19 protein-coding genes are annotated in these 20,793 nt (G+C 70.0%); 4 read left to right on the forward strand and 15 right to left on the reverse strand.

Annotation, left to right across the window (positions count from 1 at the left end):
* Positions 1–144 precede the first annotated feature (144 nt).
* The 4 genes from npdG to AB0J33_RS22800 all read right to left on the reverse strand — a co-directional run bounded on the left by npdG (position 145) and on the right by AB0J33_RS22800 (position 3,545).
* Complete coding sequence (gene npdG / locus AB0J33_RS22785) at positions 145–843, reverse strand: NADPH-dependent F420 reductase (RefSeq protein ID WP_363616035.1); 699 nt, start codon at positions 841–843, stop codon at positions 145–147.
* A 91-nt stretch (positions 844–934) separates the two neighbouring features.
* Positions 935–2,365, reverse strand: a complete 1,431-nt coding sequence (locus tag AB0J33_RS22790) for an RNB domain-containing ribonuclease (RefSeq protein ID WP_363616036.1) — start codon at positions 2,363–2,365, stop codon at positions 935–937.
* Positions 2,366–2,445: 80 nt separating this feature from the next.
* Positions 2,446–3,258: a histone gene (locus AB0J33_RS22795; RefSeq protein WP_363616037.1), complete on the reverse strand. Its 813-nt coding sequence runs from the start codon at positions 3,256–3,258 to the stop codon at positions 2,446–2,448.
* An 83-nt stretch (positions 3,259–3,341) separates the two neighbouring features.
* Complete coding sequence (locus tag AB0J33_RS22800; RefSeq protein WP_109820768.1) at positions 3,342–3,545, reverse strand: hypothetical protein; 204 nt, start codon at positions 3,543–3,545, stop codon at positions 3,342–3,344.
* Between the two features lie 175 nt (positions 3,546–3,720).
* Here AB0J33_RS22800 and AB0J33_RS22805 point away from each other — a divergent pair, with 175 nt between their 5' ends.
* Positions 3,721–4,218, forward strand: a complete 498-nt coding sequence (locus tag AB0J33_RS22805) for an NUDIX domain-containing protein (protein WP_363616038.1) — start codon at positions 3,721–3,723, stop codon at positions 4,216–4,218.
* A 9-nt stretch (positions 4,219–4,227) separates the two neighbouring features.
* On the opposite strand, the gene AB0J33_RS22810 is transcribed toward AB0J33_RS22805, so the two are convergent.
* The 7 genes from AB0J33_RS22810 to AB0J33_RS22840 form a co-directional block, all read right to left on the reverse strand.
* Positions 4,228–5,190 (reverse strand): hypothetical protein, encoded by a 963-nt coding sequence (locus tag AB0J33_RS22810; RefSeq protein WP_363616039.1) that lies wholly within the window; start codon positions 5,188–5,190, stop codon positions 4,228–4,230.
* Entirely contained in the window at positions 5,184–5,516 is a 333-nt protein-coding gene (locus tag AB0J33_RS22815; protein ID WP_363616040.1) for a helix-turn-helix transcriptional regulator, read from the reverse strand. Before AB0J33_RS22815 ends, AB0J33_RS22810 begins: the two co-directional genes overlap by 7 nt.
* Before the next feature lie 20 nt (positions 5,517–5,536).
* A complete protein-coding gene (locus AB0J33_RS22820) occupies positions 5,537–6,409 on the reverse strand; it encodes an AraC family transcriptional regulator (RefSeq protein ID WP_363616041.1) in 873 nt (290 codons plus the stop codon).
* 121 nt (positions 6,410–6,530) lie between these two features.
* The gene (locus tag AB0J33_RS22825) at positions 6,531–7,106 is read right to left on the reverse strand and encodes a GNAT family N-acetyltransferase (protein ID WP_363616042.1); all 576 of its coding nucleotides are present in this window, start codon (positions 7,104–7,106) and stop codon (positions 6,531–6,533) included.
* Between the two features lie 32 nt (positions 7,107–7,138).
* The gene (locus tag AB0J33_RS22830; RefSeq protein WP_363616043.1) at positions 7,139–8,080 is read right to left on the reverse strand and encodes a redoxin family protein; all 942 of its coding nucleotides are present in this window, start codon (positions 8,078–8,080) and stop codon (positions 7,139–7,141) included.
* Entirely contained in the window at positions 8,081–9,307 is a 1,227-nt protein-coding gene (locus AB0J33_RS22835; protein WP_363616044.1) for an epoxide hydrolase family protein, read from the reverse strand. It lies immediately after the preceding gene.
* Positions 9,308–9,460: 153 nt separating this feature from the next.
* Positions 9,461–10,297, reverse strand: coding sequence for an SDR family oxidoreductase (locus AB0J33_RS22840; protein WP_363616045.1), 837 nt, complete (start codon positions 10,295–10,297; stop codon positions 9,461–9,463).
* 123 nt (positions 10,298–10,420) lie between these two features.
* On the opposite strand from AB0J33_RS22840, the gene AB0J33_RS22845 reads away from it, so the two are divergent.
* Entirely contained in the window at positions 10,421–11,023 is a 603-nt protein-coding gene (locus AB0J33_RS22845) for a TetR/AcrR family transcriptional regulator (protein ID WP_363616046.1), read from the forward strand.
* 98 nt (positions 11,024–11,121) lie between these two features.
* Here AB0J33_RS22845 and AB0J33_RS22850 read toward each other — a convergent pair whose 3' ends face one another.
* Entirely contained in the window at positions 11,122–11,649 is a 528-nt protein-coding gene (locus AB0J33_RS22850) for a cupin domain-containing protein (RefSeq protein ID WP_363616047.1), read from the reverse strand.
* 141 nt (positions 11,650–11,790) lie between these two features.
* On the opposite strand from AB0J33_RS22850, the gene AB0J33_RS22855 reads away from it, so the two are divergent.
* Positions 11,791–12,708, forward strand: coding sequence for an expansin EXLX1 family cellulose-binding protein (locus tag AB0J33_RS22855; RefSeq protein ID WP_363616048.1), 918 nt, complete (start codon positions 11,791–11,793; stop codon positions 12,706–12,708).
* Positions 12,709–13,074: 366 nt separating this feature from the next.
* On the forward strand, positions 13,075–15,714 hold the full coding sequence (locus AB0J33_RS22860) for a TIM-barrel domain-containing protein (protein ID WP_363616049.1): 2,640 nt from the start codon (positions 13,075–13,077) through the stop codon (positions 15,712–15,714).
* 57 nt (positions 15,715–15,771) lie between these two features.
* On the opposite strand, the gene AB0J33_RS22865 is transcribed toward AB0J33_RS22860, so the two are convergent.
* The 3 genes from AB0J33_RS22865 to AB0J33_RS22875 form a co-directional block, all read right to left on the reverse strand.
* Positions 15,772–15,921, reverse strand: coding sequence for a hypothetical protein (locus AB0J33_RS22865; RefSeq protein ID WP_363616050.1), 150 nt, complete (start codon positions 15,919–15,921; stop codon positions 15,772–15,774).
* Between the two features lie 105 nt (positions 15,922–16,026).
* Positions 16,027–16,647 carry a hypothetical protein gene (locus tag AB0J33_RS22870; protein ID WP_363616051.1) on the reverse strand — a complete coding sequence of 207 codons (621 nt, stop codon included), beginning with the start codon at positions 16,645–16,647 and terminating at the stop codon, positions 16,027–16,029.
* Positions 16,644–20,777, reverse strand: a complete 4,134-nt coding sequence (locus AB0J33_RS22875) for a polymorphic toxin-type HINT domain-containing protein (protein ID WP_363616052.1) — start codon at positions 20,775–20,777, stop codon at positions 16,644–16,646. Before AB0J33_RS22875 ends, AB0J33_RS22870 begins: the two co-directional genes overlap by 4 nt.
* Between the last annotated feature and the right edge of the window lie 16 nt (positions 20,778–20,793).

Here is a 20,793-nt window from a genome sequence, read left to right on the forward strand (position 1 = left end):
TGCCCGCCCCCCCGGGCGCCGCCGGCGCCACCCCCCCCACCCCCCCCGCCCCCCCCCCACCCGGGGGGGGCCCCCCCCGGGGGGGGGCCCCGCCCCCCCCCCCCCCCGCGACTTCATGGAACCGGAGTCGATCACGCCGCTCGGTCAGAGGTCGGTGACCCGGATGCCGGCGTGCGCCTTGTAGCGCTTGTTGATGGCGATCAGGTTGGCGGTGAACGCCTCGATCTGGTGGGCGTTGCGCAACCGGCCGGCGTAGATGCCCCGCATCCCGGGGATCCGGGCGGCGAGCGCGCCCACGATGTCGACCAGCTCGCGGTCCTCCGTGCAGATCAGCACGTCCAGGTCGATCCGGTCGACCTCGGGGTCGGCCAGCAGCGGGGCGCTGACGTGGTTGAACGCCGCGCAGACCCGGGAGTCGGGCAGCAACGCGGCGGCCTGCTGCACGGCGCTGCCCTCGGCAACGGTCAACGCGTACGGTCCCTGCTTGTCGAAACCGAGCGGGTTGACGCAGTCCACCACGATCCGGCCGGCGAGCGGCCCGGCGAGAGCGGCGACGGTGGCGGCGTGCCCGTCCCACGGCACCGCGATGATCACCACGTCGCTGCGTCGGGCCACCTCGTCGTTGGCCGCGCCGGTGACGCTGCCGCCGGCCGGCACCCCGGGGAGGGCGGCGATCTCGGCCGCGGACTCGGCGGCCCGCTCGGCCGACCGGGAACCGATCAGCACCGTCTGGCCGGCCCGCGCGAACCGGTAGGCGAGGCCCCGCCCCTGGTCGCCGGTGCCACCGATGATGCCGACCGTCAGCCCGGACACGTCGGGCAGCGTGCTCGCGTCGTATGCCATGGCCTCATCCTCGCAAACCGCTCGCGAGGTCAGCAGCGGCGAGCGCTGTGACAATCCCCGCTGGCCACGGGTGAAGGAGGCCAGGCGCGCGTCAGGCCAGCTCGAACAGGACGGTGCGGGCCGCCGGGTCGGCGGTGACCAGACGGACCCGGACCCGTTCGCCGAGCGGCAGTTGACCGACGCAGCGGGCGCGTACCGGTGGGGCGTCCAGCGCGACGGTGCCGCCGGGCGGTCGGGGCCGGGACTTGCCGTTGGGCGGGGCGTCGACGTCGAGGACGGCCGCGTCGAAGGTCTCCCCCACCCGGTGCTCCAACACCGCGGCCTCGGCCAGGTCGAGGGCACCCCGGGTGGCCGCCGAGGCGACCCGGTCCGTGCTCGCCATCACCTCGGGCAGTCGGGGCAGCGCGGCACGCGCCCAGTCCGGCACCGGCTGCCCGGCGTGCAGGGCCAGGCAGACCTCGGTCGCGTACCGGTCGGCCAACCGCCGCAACGGCGCCGTCACGTGGGCGTACGCGGCGGCCACCCCGCCGTGTTCCGGCTGCTCCGGCAGCGCCCCGTCGAAGGCGGTGTACGCGGCGCCGCGCATCAGCTCGGCCGCCTGGTCGATGAACGCGGCGGCGCGCGGCTGGGCGGCGTCCAGACCGGCGATGACCGGACCCGGGCCCACGCCGTCCGGCCACTGCACGCCCAGCGGCGCGGCGGCGGCCCGGAGCCGCTGCACCGCCTCCGGTTTCGGCGCCGGCATGGTCCGCAGCAGACCGACCCGACCGGCCAGCATGATGTCGGCGGCGGCCATCCCGGTCAGCAGCGAGATCTGCGCGTTGTGCTCCTCCATCGGCACCGGCGCGCGCAGCACCAGCTGCCAGCCGTCGCCGTCGGGCTCCAGATCCTGCTCAGGAAGCGGCAGGTTGATAGCGCCGCGACGCAACCCGCGGGCGGTCAGCCGGTCGCCGATCTCGGGCAGCAGCGCGATCGGGTCGGGGAGCCGTCCGGCCGCGGCTGCCGCCTGCACCCCGGTGTAGTCGAGTTTGGCCCGGCTGCGGACCAGGGCGCGTTCCAGCTCGACGGCCACGGTGCCGCCGTCGGCGTCCAGGTCGATGGTCCAGACCACCGCCGCCCGGTCGTCGTCGGGCAGCAGGCTGGCGGCGCCCTCGCTGAGAGTGTGCGGGTGCAGCGGCACGTTGCCGTCGGGCAGGTAGATGGTCTGCCCCCGCCGCCAGGTCTCCGCCTCCAGCGCCCCGCCCGGGGTGACGTGCGCGGCGACGTCGGCGATCGCGTACCGCACCCGGTAGCCGCCACCGGGGCGGCGGGCGAGGTGCATCGCCTGGTCCAGGTCCCGGGAGGCGGCCGGGTCGACCGTGACGAACGGTACGTCGGTGCGGTCGACGGGCGGCCGCGGCGGTGCCGCAGCCGCCTCGTCGGCCTCACGCTGGGCGTCGGCCGGAAACTCCTCGGGCAGGCCGAGCTCGCGGCGCAACGCGCCGAAGTCGATGCGGGGCGCGAGTACGCGTCGGATGACCACGGATCAATCCTGACAGCGCCACGGGTGATCCGCTTCCGGAGACCGGCCGAGAATTCCGGCCGGCGAGGGGTGGCCCGCCCTCAGCCGGTCGCCTTCCGAGCGGCGCTGCGCGTGCTCGTCGCGGCGGTGGCTCGTGCGGCGGCCGGACGGGCCGGGGACTTGCGGGCGGTCACGTTGCGGGCCGACGCCTTGGCCGCGACGCTCTTCTTCGCCGGGGCCTTCTTCGCCGCCGCCTTGCGGGCGGTGGTCGACGAGGTGCTGGTCACCTTCGCGGCCGGGGCCTTCTTGGCCGGGGCCTTGCGCGCGCCGCCGCTGGGACGGGTCGACGCGGTCTTCTTCGCCGGGGCCTTCTTCGCCGGGGCCTTCGCCGCCGCCGTCTTCTTGACGGCGGAAGCCTTGGTCGCGGTCTTGCGCGCCGGGGCCTTCGTCGCCGTGGCGGTCTTACGGGCCGGTGCCTTCGCGGCGGCGGTGGTCTTCTTCGCCGCCGAGGCGGTGGTCTTCTTCGCCGCGCTCACCGTCTTCTTCGCCGCGCCGGTGGTCTTCTTCGCGGCGGCGCTCGTCCTCTTCGCCGACGACGCCGGGGTGCGCTTGGCGGTGGCGGTCGTCTTGCGGGTGGCGGTCGAGGTCTTCGCCGGCGCCTTCTTGGCCGCGGCGGTGGTCTTGGTCGTGGCCTTCTTCGCGGGGGCCTTCTTCGCCGCCGTGGTGGTCTTCTTGGCCGGGGCGCGGCCCGCCGCGCCGGCGGCCTTCCGGGCCGGTGCCTTCGCGGCGCCCGTGGTGGACTTGCGTACGGGGGTGGTCCGGCTCGCCGCCGTGTTCCGCTCCGCCGCGGCGGTCTTCTTCGCGGTGGTGCGTCGGGCGGCCGGGCGCGTGGTGGCCTGCTGTGCTTCGGCCATCGTGGTTCCCTCCTCGGGGGACGTGCTCTCGCGTGCGTCCTCGCGGAGCACGAAATATCTCGGCGCGAGCCGTCCCGCGCCGCCTATCTGTCCTCCCCGGCCCAACGAGCGTCCTCGGCATCCCACGCTTCGTTGCGCTCCTGCACCCGTTGCAGGGCGTTCTCCGCGTCGGCCGCCGAGTCGTACGGGCCGAGAACGTGCTTCGCCGGACACACGTCGGCGTCCGTCTCGACCCGGTGATGCCGGGTGCACCAGTAGAACTGCCCACCACGTCCGCTGTCGCTCATGGGAATCACTGTGCACCGCGAACCGGCCGGCCGCCACCGGATCGCACAAGTCGCCGACCCTCTCCACAGTAGATATGCATCGCGTTCGTCGGGCTGAAATGGCGAAACGTGTGGGACTGGAACTCCAGGAGATGCGCAGGTGAGCCCCGCTGCGGGTCGCATCTATGATCGCCGGATGGCGATTCCGGACTACATCGTGGGGATGCGCAAGCACGTCGGTCACGACCTGCTCTGGCTGCCGAGTGTCAGCGCGGTCGTCCGCAACGACGCCGGCGAGCTGCTGCTCGGCCAACGTGCCGATGACGGGCGCTGGTCGGTGGTCAGTGGTTTCGTCGAGCCGGGCGAGCAGCCGGCCACCGCGCTGGTCCGCGAGGTGCGGGAGGAGACGGGTCTGGACGTCGCGCCGGTGCGGATGTCCAGCGCCGTCTCGCACCCGCACACGTACCCGAACGGGGACCGCTGCGAATACCTGAACCTGGGGTTCCTGTGTCGGGTGGTGGCCGGTACCGCCCGGGTCAACGACGACGAGTCGCTGGCGGTGCGGTGGTTCCCGTTGGACGGGCTGCCCGAGTTGGACAAGCACGCTCTGCTGGTCATCGCCTACGCGCTTCGCGAGAATCAGGTGGCCGGTTACCTGGAGCCGGGCATCACCTGGGACGACGTGCCCGATTGAGGCCCGCTGTCAGGCCGGCGTGGGGCTCTCGGTGAGGACGACCGGTGCGGTCGGCGCCGATCGGGCCGCCCGGATGGCGTACGCGAGCGCGTAGGGCGTGCACGCCAGGTAGAGCATGGGTTCCACCAGCACCCGGTTGGTGATCAGGAATATCTCCCACTGGATCGGCCGGGGCAGGCCGAAGTTCCAGTCCGTCCAGCAGGCGAACAGCCACAGCGGCGCGGAGATCCGGTCGACCTGCTCCCGTGCCTCGATCACCGGCCCGACACCGACACCGCCGGGGTACGTGTCGACGACGGCGAGGATCACCGCGAGGTCCGCCGCGACGAGCGCGCCGAGGATGCCCACCCACCAGGCGGCGCGGAGGCGACCTCGGGCGGCGAGGCTCGCCGCGGCCCAGAGGGCGAGGGTCAGGCCGGCCAACCACAGCAACAGCCCGGGTACGGCGCCGGCGAGGCTCTCCGGGTTGGTGACCGACAGGAACAGGATCACGGCCACCCCGACGGGAAGCACCACGCCGAGCGTTATGCGCAGCGGGCCGTCGAGGGTGGTGTGTCGGGCCCAGCGGGCGGCGAGCACCGCCAGCCCCACCCCCAGCACGATGACGACTGTCGTCCAGATCGGCTTCTGCGCCCGCTCCGCCCAACTCGCCCGGACCATCAACCAGTTGTAGATGGGAAACATCGCCAGCGCACCGACGGCCACAATCCCGACGGCGGCGAACGGGGACAGCAGTAGCGCGGCTGCGGTGCGGCGGGCTCGACCGCGAAGCAGGCCGCGGTCGACCAGCGGGGCGCCGGCGCGGCTGACGGCGAGGCTCACCGCGAAGCCCACCATCCTGGTCCGGTGACCGCTCTCGGCGAGCACGTGCAGCTCGGCGGCCCACTCCCGGCGCAGGTCGTCCCGCACGTCGGCGGGCCAGCGGCGGGCGGCCAACTCCAACAGCAGCTCGGCGGCGCGACGGGTCACCACGCCGGCGCGCCGGTGGGCTCGGTGCCGCCCCAGGCGGGGCGCCCGCCGGGGATCGCGGCACGCAGGTCGGCGAGTGCCTGGCGGGCCTGCGTCACCCCGACGGCGGTGAGCCGGTAGTAGCGGCGGGCCGGCCGGCCGGCCGCGACCGGGTCGATCGCCTCCCAGTCGGCGGCCAGCCAGCCGGCCCCGCTCAGCCGGTGCAGCACCGGGTAGAGGGTGCCGCTGGGCAGACCGGTCATGCGCATCAGGTCGAGCCCGTAGCGCTGCGCGTCGGGCTCGGCGAGCAACGCCGAGAGCACCTTCGCGACCGGAATGGTGATCCGCATCCGGCTACTATATCGGAACTCTACATAGGGGTGGGTACCCGTTCCACCGGGATCCACAACTCGGCGTCCGCCTCGGTCCCGTCCGCGGTGACCCGCACCCGGGAGATCTCCGGTCCCGGTCGGCTGCGGTACGGGTTGGACGGAAACCACTGGGTGAACACGTCGCGCCACAGGTACTGCACCGCCTGCGGAAACGCCCCCGACGTGGTGAACACCGCCCACGTGCCGGCCGCCACCGGCAGCGCGTCCAGATCCTCCGGCGGCGCGGCGCCGGTCACCACCCCGTGCCAGTAGTCCAGCTCGGTGCCCTCCTGCCGGCCGTCGGCGAGGTTGTCACTGACGTTGACGATCCCCTTCGGCTCCTGATCGGAGAGCGCCTCGATCCGCGCGGTGGTCTCCCGGTCGATGCTCCGGATGAACGCGACGATCGCCGGGTTCATCCCCTCGTGCACCAGCGGGACCCGAGCCTTGCGCCCCACCAGCGCGAACGCGTCCTTGTCGACGATTCGGTACTCCATGCTGCCGCTCCCTTCCACGGTGAGTCGGAAGGACATCCGGGGCTGGGCACGCAGCGCTGCCCCCGTACGCCGAGCCTCTCCGGGCCCCACGCCGTGCACGGCGTGGAACGCCCGGGCGAACGCCTCGGCGGACCCATAGCCGTAGTGCACCGCGACGTCGAGCAGCGTCCGCTCCCCCGCCAGCACGTCCGCGCCCGCGACGGTGAGCCGACGCCGACGGATGTACTCCGACAGCGGCATGCCGGCCAGCGCGGAGAAGAGCCGCCGGAAGTGGTACTCCGACGTCAGCGCGATCCGCGCCAGCTCGGTCACCTCGATCTTCTGGTCGAGGTGCCGCTCGATGTAGGCCATGGCCTCGTTGAGCCGATCCAGCACCCGGGCCTCCTTCCCTGTCGAGCACCGACGTTAGGTCGCGGGGCCGGTGGCCCACCCGACATCCGCTGCCCGCATCGGTCGGGTGGGCCAGCATGCTTCTCAGCTCCGGTGGCCTCGGCTGTCAGCGGGGCGGCTGCTGCATGATCCAGGTGGGCACGGGCTCCGCCAGGGTGCCCACCACCTCCCAGCCGGCCCGGCGGTACAGCTCGACGTTGCCCGGGTTGCTGGTCTCCAGGATCGCCGGCAGGCCGTCGGCGGCGGCACGAGCCAACCCGGCCCGCATGACGGCCCGACCCCAACCGCGCCCGGCGCTGTCGGGGTGGGTGCCCAGGACACCGAGATACCAGAACGGGTACGTCGGCAGTGCGGTGTGCACGGTGTCGTCGTAGCCCTGCACCCGGGCCAGCACGTCGGCCGGGTAAGGACCTTCCTTCGGCGACCCGTGCACAGCGGTCGGCCCGGCAGCCGGTGGCTCCCAGATGGCGACGGACGCGCCGCCACCGATCGTCCAGATCGACGACCGGTGCACCCGCTTGTCGAAGAGGTGCCCGAAGAAGGCGGCGGCGTAGCGCGGATAGGTCTCCTCGTCGGGGAACAGGAACCGCAGGACGGGATCCTTGACGAACGCGGCGACCAGTGAACCGACCACCGCGTCGCGGTCGGCTGGGGTGGCGATGGTGATCTCAGGCGTTGTCACAGCGGTCGACACTATCCCGGGCCAGCGGTGGGCTAGCCGAAGGTGAAGGCGTACGCCTGCGCGCCGGGCTCGTCGAAGGTGATCTCCAGGGTCCGCTCCCGGACCGCGCCGTCCTGGCGGACGAGCTGGTAGAGGCGGCCGTCCTGGAGTACGCCGTCGCCGTTCTCGTCGACGTCGACGCCGTGCGACGGGCCGGGAGCGTCGCCGTCGAGCAGTACCCGGAACGGGATCGACCGTCCCGCCCCGGGGGCCAGCACGAGATGCGCGTCGCGGGCGTGGAACCGGAAGGAGATGCCGCCACCGGCCCGGTCCAGCACGACGTTCTCCGACCCGATCGTCCACTCCCCCGCCAGGGCCCACTGGTTGAGACCCAGGCTCGCCGGCAGGTCGTAGGCGCGGCGTTTGTCGAGCGCGGGGCCGTTCGGCGACGCGAAGTGGTCGCCGCGACCGAAACCGAGGTACGTCTCGGGCGTGCGCAGGTTGTCCCAGTCGGCCTCCGCCTCCGGGCCGACCCCCCGCACGGGTACGGGGTCCCGCTCGATGCCGAGAAGTTGCTGGAGCACCCGCTCGGACTGCGGGTAGCGTCCCTCGCCGAAGTGGTCGTCGCGGATGACGCCGTTGGTGTCGGCGAAGTAGAGCGCCGGCCAGTAGTGGTTGTCGAAGGCACGCCAGATCGCGTAGTCGTTGTCGACCGCGACCGGGTAGTCGATCGACCGGGCCTCGACCGCCCGCCGCACCCAGCCGACGTCGTGCTCGAAGCCGAACTCCGGGGTGTGCACCCCGACGACGACCAGCCCGTCGTCGCCGTACGCCTGCGACCAGGCCCGCACGTACGGCTCCTGGCGCAGCCAGTTGATGCAGGTCAGCGTCCAGAAGTTCACCAGGACGACGCGTCCGCCCAGGTCGGCGGGGCCGAGTGGCGCGGAGTTGAGCCACTCGGCGGCCCCGTTCAACGGGGGCAGGTGCACGGCCATCTAGCGAAGCGACCGGAAGGCGGCGCGAATCTCGTCGGAGAAGACCTTCGGCTGTTCCCAGGCCGCGAAGTGCCCGCCCATGTCGAGCTTGTTGTAGTGGATGAGGTTCGGGTACGCCTGCTCGGCCCAACTCCGCGGCGCCTCGTACAGCTCGTCGGGGAAGACGCTCACGGCGACCGGGATGGTGACGCCCTTGGTGGCGAAGAACGAGAGCTTGTTCTCCGCGTACAGGCGGGCTGCGGAGATCGCGGTGTTCGTCAGCCAGTAGAGCGTGATGTTGTCCAGGATGTCGTCGCGGGTCAGGCCCGCCTGGGCCCCGTCGAAGACCTGCGCGATCAGCGCCAGACTCTTCGCGTCGTGGTCGAGCAGGAAGGCGGCCAGGCCGACCGGGGAATCCGCCAGCCCGGTCAGCGTCTGCGGACGGGTCGCCATCATGAGGGCGTACGCCACATGTTTCCAGACGAAGTTGACCTCCTCGGCGGCACGCATCTCCTCGGCGGAGAGACCGGATGGCAGCGAACCCATGGCGTTGTTCGCGCCGGTGGTGTCGCCCTGGAACAACAGGTCGATCTCGGGTGGGACCGCACCGGGCATGTTGGTGTGGATGGCGAGCAGTTCCGGGGGCGCCTGGAGGCCCATCTGGTCCACGACGACCGCGCCCCAGTCGCCGCCCTGCGCGACGAACCGGTCGTAGCCGAGACGCGTCATCAGCTCGGTCCAGGCGGTCGCGATCTTCTGCGGGTTCCACCCCGACTCGGTCGGCTTGCCGGAGAAGCCGTGGCCCGGCAGCGACGGGATCACCAGGTGGAAGGCGTCCGACGCGCTGCCGCCGTGCGCCGTCGGATCGGTGAGCGGCTCGATGATTTTCATCTGCTCGATGATCGACCCGGGCCACCCGTGGGTGACGATGAGCGGCAGCGCGTCCTCGTGCTTCGAACGCACGTGGATGAAATGGATGTCCACCCCGTCGATGGTGGTCATGAACTGGGGTACGGCGTTCAGCCGGGCCTCGACCTTGCGCCAGTCGTACTCATTTTCCCAATAGCGGGCGACGGCCTGGATCGTCGCGAGTGGCACGCCCTGCGACTGGTCGTCCACCGTCTCCTTGTCCGGCCAACGGGTGGCCGCGATACGCCTCTTCAGGTCATCGAGGTCGGCCTGCGGAATGTCGACCGAGAACGGCCGAATCTCCGTGGTGCCCGGACGAGTCTTGGTTTTGACAGCCATGCGTGTTTCCTCTCCGTCTCGGTTTCCCGCCGCGCGAGGAGAAATCATGGGTGAAGGCATCGCCCGGACTGTGTGCCGATGTGAATTGGGCCCGCCACCGCCATATTTCGGAGCCTAGAGCGCCGCACCCCGGGCCCGTGGCGATACGGCCGGTCACCGCGTCTGGTCGGGGGCCGGCACGGCGTGCTCGGCGGCGCGGCTGACCTGCTCCCAGCTCGCCCAGGTCTCCATCCGTCGGCGGGAGATGTCGAACGCCAGGTCGTAGACCATGCTGCCGAGCAGGAGCCGCAGCGGCGGGTCGTCGCTGTCGACCAGCCGCAGCAGCGCCTCGGCGGCCAGCCGGGGCTCACTGTCGATCGAATCCTCGGCCCACTGGCGCTCCAAATCGGCACGCAGGGGCGCGTAGTCGTCCAGCGGGGTGGTGCCGTGCACGTTGTAGTAGAGGTCGGTCCAGTACCCGCCCGGCTGCACGATGCTGAGCGTGATGCCGAAGGCCGCCGCCTCCATCGCCAGGGCCTCGCTCATGCCTTCCAGGGCGAACTTGCTCGCGCTGTACAGGCCGGTGCTCGGGTAGCCGCCGAGTGCGGCGATGCTGGAGACCTGCACGATGTGGCCGCAGCGTTGGGCGCGCAGGTGCGGCAGCACGGCCTGGCTGACCCAGAGCGCGCCGAAGAAGTTGACCTCGAACTGGGCGCGCGCCTCGGCCTCGGTGAACTCCTCGATCATGCCCATGGACAGGGTGCCGGCGTTGTTGACGACGATGTCGAGTCGTCCGAAGTGCTCGACGGCGGTGTCGACGGCGGCGCGGACCGCCCCGCGGTCGGTTACGTCGAGCTTCAGGGCCAACAGCCGGTCGGCGTGCCTGTCGTCGAAGTCGTTCGCGGTGACGGTCCGGGCGGCGGCGACCACCCGGTCGCCACGGTCGAGCGCGGCGTCGGCGAAGGCGCGGCCCAGGCCGCGGCTGGCACCGGTGATGAACCAGGTCCGCATGGAGTGTCTCTCTTCCTCTGAACGAGACGAGACGGTCCGTCTCGCGATGCCAGGAGACTAGGGCCGCCGGGCGCCGCCGTCAAGACGAGACGGTTCGTCTCGCTACTGGTAGGCTGGCGCCTCATGACGCCCAACACGGCCCGCCGGCGAGAGACCTCCCGGCGCGCCATCCTCAGCGCGGCCTTCGAACTGCTCCAGGAGATGGGGTACGCGAAGCTGAGCATCGAGGGCATCGCCGCGCGGGCGGGCGTCGGCAAACAGACCATCTACCGCTGGTGGCCGTCGAAGGGCGCGGTCATCTTCGACGCCTTCCTCATGCTCAGCGAGGCCACCGAGGGTGGGCCGCCGACGCTTCCGGACACCGGCGACCTGGCCGCCGACCTCACCCTGGTGCTGCGCGCCACGGTCGAGGAGATGAACGATCCCCGGTACGAGCAACCGATGCGCGCGCTCGCCACCGAGATCGCGCTCGACCCCGAGCTGGCGGCGGCGTACGCCGAACGGTTGGACGGGCCGTTGAAGGAGGCCAAGCGGCAGCGCCTGCGCAGCGCCCAGCAGGCGGGCCAGATCGCCGATGACGTCGACCTCGGCGTGGCGGTGGACCTGATCTGGGGTCCCTTGTTCAGTCGCTGGCTGCAACGCAGCGGCCCGCTCACCGTCGAGTACGCCGACCTCGTCGTCAGCACCGCCCTCAACGGGCTGCGCCCCCGTCGTTCGGCCGGGTGACTAGCCCTGAGGCACCGTGCACGTCCCGGGAACACGCGCGCCGGCGGAGGGCGATACCGGGCAACCCCGCAGGCAGGAGTTGCCGGGCCGGCGGAACTTCAGAGCATTTCGGTGCGGTACACGGGAGCCAGCTCGGCTGCGCGCTGCTGGCGCTCCGCTTTCTCCTCGTCGGTGAGCCGCGGCGGCGGCGCGTCCTTGCTCGCGACTTCGTCGCCGACGCGCAGGAAATATTCTTCCTGAGCCGCCGGGGTGCACATGCACAGCATGCGCGCGGGAGCGCCGGAGACGTTGCGGAAGTTGTGCGGGGCGTTGGCCGGGATGTTCACGGTTGACCCGGCCCGCACGCTGCGCTTCTCGTCGCGGAAAGTGAACTCGATCTCGCCTTCGAGGATGGTGAACATCTCCTCGAAGTCGTGCCGATGTGGCGGCGGGCCGCCGCCGTCGGGCACGCGCATGTCGATCAGGCAATACTGCCCGTTGGTCTGCTTGCCGGTGATCAGGATGGCGTAGTTGCCCCCGGCGAGGGAGATGTAGGTGGTCTCGGGGTCGTCGGGGCTGGTCACCGTCAGCGTTCGGGTCGGGTCGTCGTCCGGGATGCCAGGGGCGGCGCTATCGAAGGCGGTCATGCTGCTTTGTCCCCCTTGGTGTGGTTCTTCGTATCGCATCCTAGGGACTCCGTTACGGCGAGGTACCGCAACCGAACTGAGCGAGCGGCCCGCTTGGGCGTTGTTGCGCTGCCGTGAGGTGCTGCGGCAACATCAGGCGCCGTGACGGCACCAGGCACGGCCCCCGACAACGACACCCCGGTCAGCACGTTCCGGTCGAGTCGGCGGGTCAGGCACTGGCTGGCCGGCGCCGGGGTCACCGCACTGGCCGCCGTACTCGGCATCACCCTCGCCGTGCGCGGCGGCGCCACCCCGGCCTGCGCCGCGCCCCCGACGGGCAACGCCGTCCACAAGGGAAAGGCCAGCTTCTACGACGCGGGCCGCTCTGGCGGCACCTGCTCCTTCCCGGGCCCGCCGGCGGACCGGCTCTACGTGGCCCTCGGCGCGTCGCAGTACTCCGGCTCGGCGGCCTGCGGCAGTTACCTGGACGTGAGCGGCCCGAAGGGCAAGGTCCGGGTCATGGTCATGGACCGGTGCGCCGGGTGCGGTTCCAGCAAGATCGACCTCTCCGACGAGGCGTTCGCCAAGATCGCCGACCGGTCGCAGGGCATCGCGTCCGTGACGTACCGGGCGGTGGTGAACCCCCCGCTCGACGGCGGCCTCACCTTCCGGATGAAGGGCGGCGCTTCGAAGTACTGGTTCGCGGTGCAGGTCGGCAACCACGGCAACCCGCTGCGCTCGGTGGAGGCGAAGGGGTCCAGTGGCGGCTTCCGCAAGGCGGCCCGCCAGGTCGACAACTACTGGACCGTCGACGGCGGGCTCGGCCCCGGGCCCTACAGCATCAGGGTCACCGACGTGTACAGGCGTCAGGCGACCGCCACCGGCATTCGTCTGGTCACGAGGCAGGTGCAGCGCAGTTCGGTCTCCCTTGTCAGCGCCTCCCCCACGCCCAGCAACTCACCCTCGGCCCCGCCGACCCCCAGCGTTGCGCCCTCACCGACTCCGACGGAATCGGTCGCACCGACGACGACTGTCGAAGCTCTCGCCGGCGCCGCCCCACTCGACCGCTCCCGCTGCTGACCACGTGCCGGGCCAGCCGTTGATCCACTCGTCCTTCAGGAAGTCGGCCCATCCCACGCCGCCGGACACCCCGATTTCAGGAAAACCGAGCTGGTAGTCGGGCGCGCGAAAGAGAGAAGGGACACCCTCCAAGATCCGTTGACATGCGTTTCGGGCGAGTGACAGCGTTGTCATCGACTCATTTCCTCCATATGAGACGAGGAGCGCATCTTGCTCTATCGGAACTCACCGCGTCGGCGCGCGACGGCAGCCGCCGCGGCCGGCATTCTCATCACGGGGCTGGCCCTGGCTCCGTCCGCGCCGGCCCAGGCCCGGGCCGACAAAGCCCAAGACGGAGCCGTACGGTCGGGTGACGCACGTTTCGAGGTGCTGTCCCCGACCCTGATCCGCACCGAGTACCAGAAGGACGGCAGGTTCACCGACACCGCCACCTTCAACGCCATTGGGCGCGACGACTTCCCCCGTACCCGTTTCACGAAGCGCATCGAGCACGGCTGGCTCACCATTGAGACCGGCGCGATGACGTTGCGTTACCAGGTCGGCTCGGGCGCGTTCACCGCCGACAACCTCAGCGTGCAGCTCAAGACCGGCAAGCAGGTCGTGCAGGGCCGACCCTGGGCCGGCCACACCGCTCCGACGTGCGCGTTAGGCGCCCTCTGCGAGGCCGAATCGCTGCAACTGAACGGTCCCGGCGTGGCCACCGACCACCGGGGATTCACCGGGCGGGGCTTCGCGGCCGGTTTCGCCGCGACCGGCGACTCGGCGACGTTCGCGCTCGACGCGCCGGCGGGCGGTACGAAGCAGCTCACCCTCCGGTACGCCAACAGCACCGGCGGCGACGGCCAGAACGTGGCCCGCACCCTCACGGTTCAGGTCGACGGCGACGCCGGCCACACGCTGACGCTGCCGCCCACCGCGAACTGGGACACCTGGGGCCTGGCCAGCGTGCCGATCGACCTCACCGCGGGCCGGCACGAGATCAGCGTCGTGCGGGGTGCCAACGACTCCGGCAACGTGAACGTCGACAGCCTCGCGGTGGTCAACCCGGATGATCCGTTCCCGGCGCCGACCCCGCCGCAGCCGCAGCCGCTTCGGTTCGGCACGCTGGGCGAGGCCGAGACCGGCGCGCTGACCGGCGGCGCGCGGCCCGCGAACGACCACAACGGCGCTTCCGGGACGGGCTTCCTGGCCGGCCTGGAAAGCACCACGTCGGCCGTCGCGCTCACCGTGACGGATGTTCCCGCCGCCGGTGACTACCAGGTGCAGATCCGCTACGCCAACGGCCAGGCCGGCTCGCAGCCGAGCCAGGCGCGCACCATGTCGGTCACCCCAGGAACGGCGGCACCGGTCACGGCGACCCTTCCGCCGACCAGCGGGTGGGACTACTGGAACACCGTTTCCGTCCCGGTCCACCTCGACCGTGGCACCAACACGGTGACGCTGGGGTGCCCCACGGACGCCAGCTGCAACGTCAACGTGGACACGGTCGCCGTCACGAGCAAGGACTCACCGCTGCTCGCCCCGCACGCGCCGCTCGGCGGTTACCGCCGCGGCCTGGACGGCGTGACCGGAGCCGCGCTCACCGCGCCGGGCCTGCTCTACCAGGACGGCTGGTACCTGCTCGACGACTCGGCCTCGGCCCTGAGCACCACCAAGCCCCGGCCCGCCCCCGAGCAGGACGGCTACGTCTTCGCGTACGGGCAGGACTACACCCGCGCTCTGCGGGATCTGTCGACCCTGACCGGGCCCACGAAGCTGCTGCCCAAATGGGCGTACGGGGTGTGGTACTCCGAGTACTACGACCGCACCGCCACCGAGTTTCAGAATTTGGTGACCCGGGCCAAGGCCGAGGGTGTGCCGATGGACGTGCTCGTCCTCGACACCGACATCAAGGCGCCGGACAAGTGGAACGGCTGGAGCATCGACCCCACCCGCATCCCCGACCCGAAGGCGTTCTTCGACTGGGCCAGGAAGCAGGGTCTGCACACCGGCATCAACATCCACCCGAGCATCCTCGGCTCGGACCCGAAGTTCGCCCAGGCGCAGGCCACCGCGAAGGGCAAGCTCCAGCGCGTCGGCTGCAACGGCGGCCCCGACTGCTACGCCTTCGACTTCGGCGACCCGGACCAGCTCAAGGCGTACCTGCAACTGCACGACGAGATGCTGCCCAAGGGCAGCAAGGGCCCCGACTTCTGGTGGCTGGACTGGTGCTGCGACAACACGAAGTCCTCGCTCGCCGGGGTCACCGGTGACGCATGGATCAACCAGCAGTACGCCGACAAGACCGGCTTCGCCTTCTCCCGCGCGTACGGCTCGTTGCAGGCCGGCGGTTACAGCAGCCCGACACCGGTGTCCACCGGTCCGTGGGCCGACAAGCGCACCACGCTGCACTTCACCGGCGACACCACCTCCGACTGGTCGACCTTGCAGATGGAGGTCGGCTACACACCGGGTGAGTCGGCCGCGACCGGGTTGGCCGCGGTCAGCCACGACATCGGCGGGCACACCGGCGGCCTCCAGGAGCCGGGCAGCGAACCCGGCAGCACCAAGCTGCCCGACGACCTCTACGCCCGGTGGGTGCAGTTCGGCACGTTCCAGCCGATCGACCGGCTGCACTCCAACCACAGCGACCGGCTGCCCTGGCAGTACGGCCCGGAGGCGAACGCGTCGGCCAAGAAGTTCCTGAACCTGCGTAAGGAACTGCAGCCGTACACCTACGCCGCCGCCAAGGAGGCCACCCGCACGGGTACGCCCATCGTCCGGTCCATGTACCTGGCGTACCCGAATGAGCAGGCGGCGTACGCCACCGCCGGTTCCCAGTACCTCTACGGCCCGGACTACCTGGTCGCACCGGTGACGACGCCGGGCAACACCGCGACCACGTCGGTGTGGTTCCCGCCGGGCAACAGCTGGACCGACATCTTCACCGGGAAGACGTACCGGGGTGGCACCACGCAGAACATCACCACCACGCTTGACACCATGCCGGTGTTCAAGAAGCACTGAGACGGCGTTCCTGAGACCGGCCGGGTGGGGCGACCCACCCGGCCGGTTCGTCTGCCGCTAATGGTGTGGCCGGCGGGCCAGCGACAACCAGCCGAGGAACCTGGCGTGCAGCGCGGGCAGATCCGGGCGCAGACCCAGGCCGTACACGTCGTCGATCGCCTCCTGTATGGACGCGGCAGGTGGCCGTTGCCGCGTCGCGGGCGTCAAGTAACGGGAGTCGGTCGCGGATGTAGCGCTGCATCGCCCCAACGCCAGCCACATCAGGGTGGTGGGTCACCGTCCGGACTGCATTTATTGGTCGGTAACTCCCGCCTATTCAACATAGACATCGAGGTCGGAGATAACGAACTCGCCGAATCCAAACTGCTCGCCGAGCTGGACGAGGCGTTCGTACTGGCCCTTCTTCAGCGGCAGCCCCCAGTGCCGCTCAGCCCGCAGCACCCAGCGAAGGGCCAGATCGGGGGGACAAGTGTCGACACAACGGCGAAGGGCCGAGGCGATTGCGCCATCGGGATCTAGCCGCTCCGGCGCTGCGGCCGTCAACGCAAGGACCTCGACAGTCACCCGCTCGATCAGGTCGGGGGTCAACTCCCTTTCCCTTGGCGGCCAATCGTCGCGCGCCCGAAGCCATTGATCACATCTCTCCACAATCTCGCGCAACCAGTCCTGCCCGGACGGCCACGAGCCGTCCGGGCCGAATCGGAAGTTCCTACCGGTCCCGACTTCCCATAGCGTTTCGATCTCGCCCGTGGTCAGCCCCGCTCGCATCCAAGAGGCGTCTTGACGGAGCGCTCGGACCTCGCGCGGATCTGTCTCGGGACCGAGCAGTCGGGAGAGCAAGTCCCTGGCCGCTCCCTCGTACTGCCAGTCCTGGTGAAACCAGGCGGCGAAACCTGTGAGACCGAAGTCGAAACTTGAAAAGCGGGGGATCATCTGCGTTCCACAGGATAGGCGGTGTACACGTAATAGCCCCCCGGTTCGGTCTTGTCCCGCTTGAGAACCACCACAATCTCGTTGCCAGCTTCTGGCGTTGACCCATCCCTCTTGGCGACGTATCCGAGAGATGTTCCACCAGGAGCCGCTGGCCCTCTGAGTTCCAGGTTCGGTCGGCCCTTTTGATTGAAAGTGCGGAACCACTCCTGAAGTCTCGCGGGCGTAAGTTGCTTCGCGATCAATTGATCGATAGCACGAGTTGCGACGGCCTCGCTCGTCCACACACCATTCACACCCGAATCTTTGCTCCGAGCCAGGGCAATCGCATCATCGCGACTAACATTCACATGATCCCGAAGAGTATGTGCTTGACCCGGGTGTCGCGCTGCCACGCCCGCCAAGTCGCAGGTCTGGGCCGAAGGCGGGGCGTTGTGCACAAGCACCTGGGTCGACCCGGCGAGGATGTAGTACGTGGGCACCTCGGCAATGCTGAGGTTGTACATCATCCGACTGCCGCTAAAAGACGTCACATTAGTGACGCTCGGCCCCGTGCCGACGTCAGAATAGAGCCGGTCGCCTACTCCCAACCGAGTCGCCGGGATCCAATCTTGCCGGGTAGCGTCCCAAAAAGGATGCTCCTGGGTGGTATGAACGGTGACAGTAGCGCCGCCTACCTCTCGGACCTGCACATCGGTCAGCGCCCTGTCCTGGTTCACATGTAACGCCACGACTTCACGGGCCCGCGTATCACCCGTGACAGGATCGGTAGCCTTTACTTGGTCCTTGAGTCGGACCTCGCTGATCGACTTCGCACGACCATCAGCCATCACCACCCGAGTGTCAGCCGAGAAGCTGTTCTTACTGCAGTTCAGCCGCTTCAACAACCAGGCATATCGAGCCATCGGGCTCACTTTCGCACCCAGCAGACGAAGGGTCATTTCGTCGAGCATTCCTTGCGGGTCCTGCTGCGCGGATGGGTCGAGCGGCATGACGGTGGACAGGACCATGAAGCAGGAGGGGAACAGCGCACACGCATTCAGCATGTTCTGGGCCTTGCGATCCAGCTCGAACTGCCGCCGCTCCTCGGGCGTGACGATGGTGTAGCCGCACTGCTTCTGATTCTCTGCCCAGCTCCAGCACAAAATGTCGCCGTCATCTGACTGACGGGTTAGCCCAGGCAAGCTCGGGTAGCAGGACTGGTCTGCGCCATAGCCGGGTGGCCGGTCGCAGTTCCTCGCGTCCTTGGGTGGCGGATTGTCGCGCCGGGCCTGTTCCTCGACGTCGATCAAGTCCAGCGCGACGTCGTACGCGTGATCGTAGGCGGCCTGGGCCTCTGCGGCACTCTTCTGGGCCCCCTCGGCCGACTGCCGAGCTTCATCGGCTGCGAGACGTGCGTCGTCGGCGTGACTCTTCGCACGGTAGGCCGAATAGCGGGCATCGGACGCGGACTGGTCAGCCCGCCGGGCGTCCGCCTTTGCCGCAGCGGAGGCATTACGTGCGGTAACCGCAGAGGCCGCTGCCTTTTGAGCCGAAACCTTCGCCTGATCCGCAGAGGCCCGCGCCTGGGTGGCATACGTGCCGGCCTGGCGGGCGGACTCGGCGGCCTGGTTGGCGTAAGCGGCCGCGTCGTCGGCGGCGTTCCGCGCCCTCGCGGCAGCTTCGGCGGCCTCATAAGCTGACTGCTGGGCGGCTGCAGCGGCCTGAGCGGCCTGAGCGACGGCTGAGTCGACCCGGGCCTGGTGGGTGGCGACTAGATAGTCGCGGTCTTGGGCTTGTGCGCGACCTGCACGAAGGAAACCTCGCATGAAGGATTGCGGTCCGGCCAAGGCGATTTTCGCGGCCGACGTCACCTCTGGCCCAGGCTTCGGATCGTCCGAGAGCACCGCGAGGATCTCGACACGCTCATCGTGCGCTGCGGCGGCGTACTGGCCCCGGGCCAGGAAAGCGTTCCGATCCGCGTCAGTCCCGTCGAGTGCTTCGGAGGCTGCGGCGTGGAGAGCCGGTCCTCCAGACGACATCAGCTGGAGAATCTTTGCGCGATCGTCGTTCTGCTTGCCAGGATAAGAGCGGTTTTCGAGGAAGTCCCGGATGCCCTCCACCGGGCCATCGAGAGCAGCTTCCGCGGCTGCCCGCAGCGCCGGCGGCTCGCCAGTCTCAGCGATGTATTCCACCCGCGAGCGGTCGTCCTGGTCGGTGGCCCGGGTCAACCCGCCCTGCAGAAAGGAACGCATGCCCGCGTCGTTGGTGGTCAGTGCCTCCTCAGCGGCACCCTTGGTCCACGGGCCGCCGGAGGCGACGAGCCTCAGCGCGGCCTCGCGCCCCTTGCCCAACATCACATCGACCGGCGCTCCGGGCGCGCTTGCCGCAGCCAACAACTCTTTGGTTTCCGCATCGCGACGGGTCTGCTCGGAGGCGTCCCAGGCGGCCTTCGCCTCGAACTCCTGGTCTGCGATCAGTGCCGCCTGAGCGGCCTCAATGCCATTGTCCGTGGCGATCGTGAGGCGCTCGTTCTCTGCGGCCTCGGCCACCTCGGCAATGGTGCGGGCCTGACTGGCCGCGGCGCTGGCCGCGTTCGCGGCGGTGATCGCCGCGTTCGCATGGATACGGGCCTGCTCCGCCTTGTCCCCTGCCTGCCCCGCCTCATCGGCTGCGGTATTGGCCGCCGCCGCCGCCGCTTCCGCGTGCGCTGCCGCGTTCCGGGCCGCAGTAGCTGCCTGTCCGGCAGCAGCCGCCGCCTTCGCGGCGAGTGCTGTGGCAGCCTGCGCCGCGCGCCGTGCAGTTGCAGCCGCCCTTCGTGCTTGAGTGGCGTTGCGCTTGGCGCGGTCTGCCTCCGCTCCGGCTGCCTGGGAATAACCGCCCGCCTCGTCTGCAGCCAATGCGGCCGCGTCGGCATGGCCGCTGGCGGACCCTGCAGCGACTGCGGCCTGACCAGATGCTGTGCCAGCGTTCTTCGCCTGGTCCGCAGCGGCCGCTGCGGTCTTGGCTATCTGGGCAGTCGCCAGAGCTGCTGTTGCCGCGTTGCGGGCGGCCCCAGCCTTGTTCTTGTCGAGCGCCGCAGCCGAAGCCTCGTTGTAGGCCCGAGTCGCCGCGTCACCGGCGAGCACAGCTGCGCTGGCGGCCCGAGCAGCCGCGGTGGACGCCGCTCTGGCCGCAGCGTGGGCGTCGCCGGCCGCATTGACGGCGACCCGAGCGGCCTTCCCCGCCTCCGCTGCGGCATCAGCGGCCCGACCTGCCGCCGCTGCCGCCTGCTGCGCCGAATCCTTCGCTGCGGCGGTCTCCGCGGCAGCCTTTTGCGCAGCCGCTTTGGCGCGATCCGCTGCCGCGACAGCCTGCTCCGCGGCATCCTTGGCCGCTTCCGTTTCCGCTGCGGCCTCCTTACCGGCCGCAGTGGCCTGCGCAGCCAGCTCACTCACCGACGCAAGCGTCTCGTCCCGTGCCTCGGCGATCTCGAAGCCAGACGTTAGAAACTCATGGATCGTCTCCGACCCACCGTCGAGGGCCAGCTTGGCCATCTCACGAGTAGCAAGACCGCCTTTCATCATAATCGTCAATGTCTGGGCGCGTTCATCGTGCTGACGGGCCTGGTCCAGGCCCGTCGCCAAGAACTCGATAATCGCGTCTTCGCCTCCATCAAGAGCCCGACTCGCTGCCGCTTGCACAGCTGGCCCGCCGGCAGTCATTGCCTGGAGGGCACGGGCCCGTTCGTCCTGCACGAATGCGCGGTCCCAAGTGCCGTAGACAAATTGGTCGCGGTCCTCATCAGAGCCGTCGAGCGCTGCCGAGGCACCGGCGCGGACAGCAGGCCCGCCGAAGGAGAGCAGCTGCAGGACGCGTAGTCGCAGGTCGGTACTCGCCAGCGGCGGAGCCTCGGAGGTGAGGAAGCGTCGGACCTCCTCATCGGTGCCGATAAGTGCCCGACGGGCGGCAGCCGACGTGGTCGGGCCGCCCATCAGCACGCTCTCAAGGACCTGGCTCCGCAGAGTTCGCATGTCCTCGGGAGCTGGATCCTCTGCGAATGCCGGCGAGGGGACCGACATCGTGGCCAGGACCAGCACTGGGATCGCAACGGTTGCGACAGCCCTACGCAGGAAACGGCTGGGCTTCGACCGGCCGTTGAATCGGTGCAGCAACCGACACCCCTTCAAG

The sequence above is a fragment of the Micromonospora sp. NPDC049645 genome (genome assembly GCF_040675155.1).
GTDB lineage: Bacteria > Actinomycetota > Actinomycetes > Mycobacteriales > Micromonosporaceae > Micromonospora.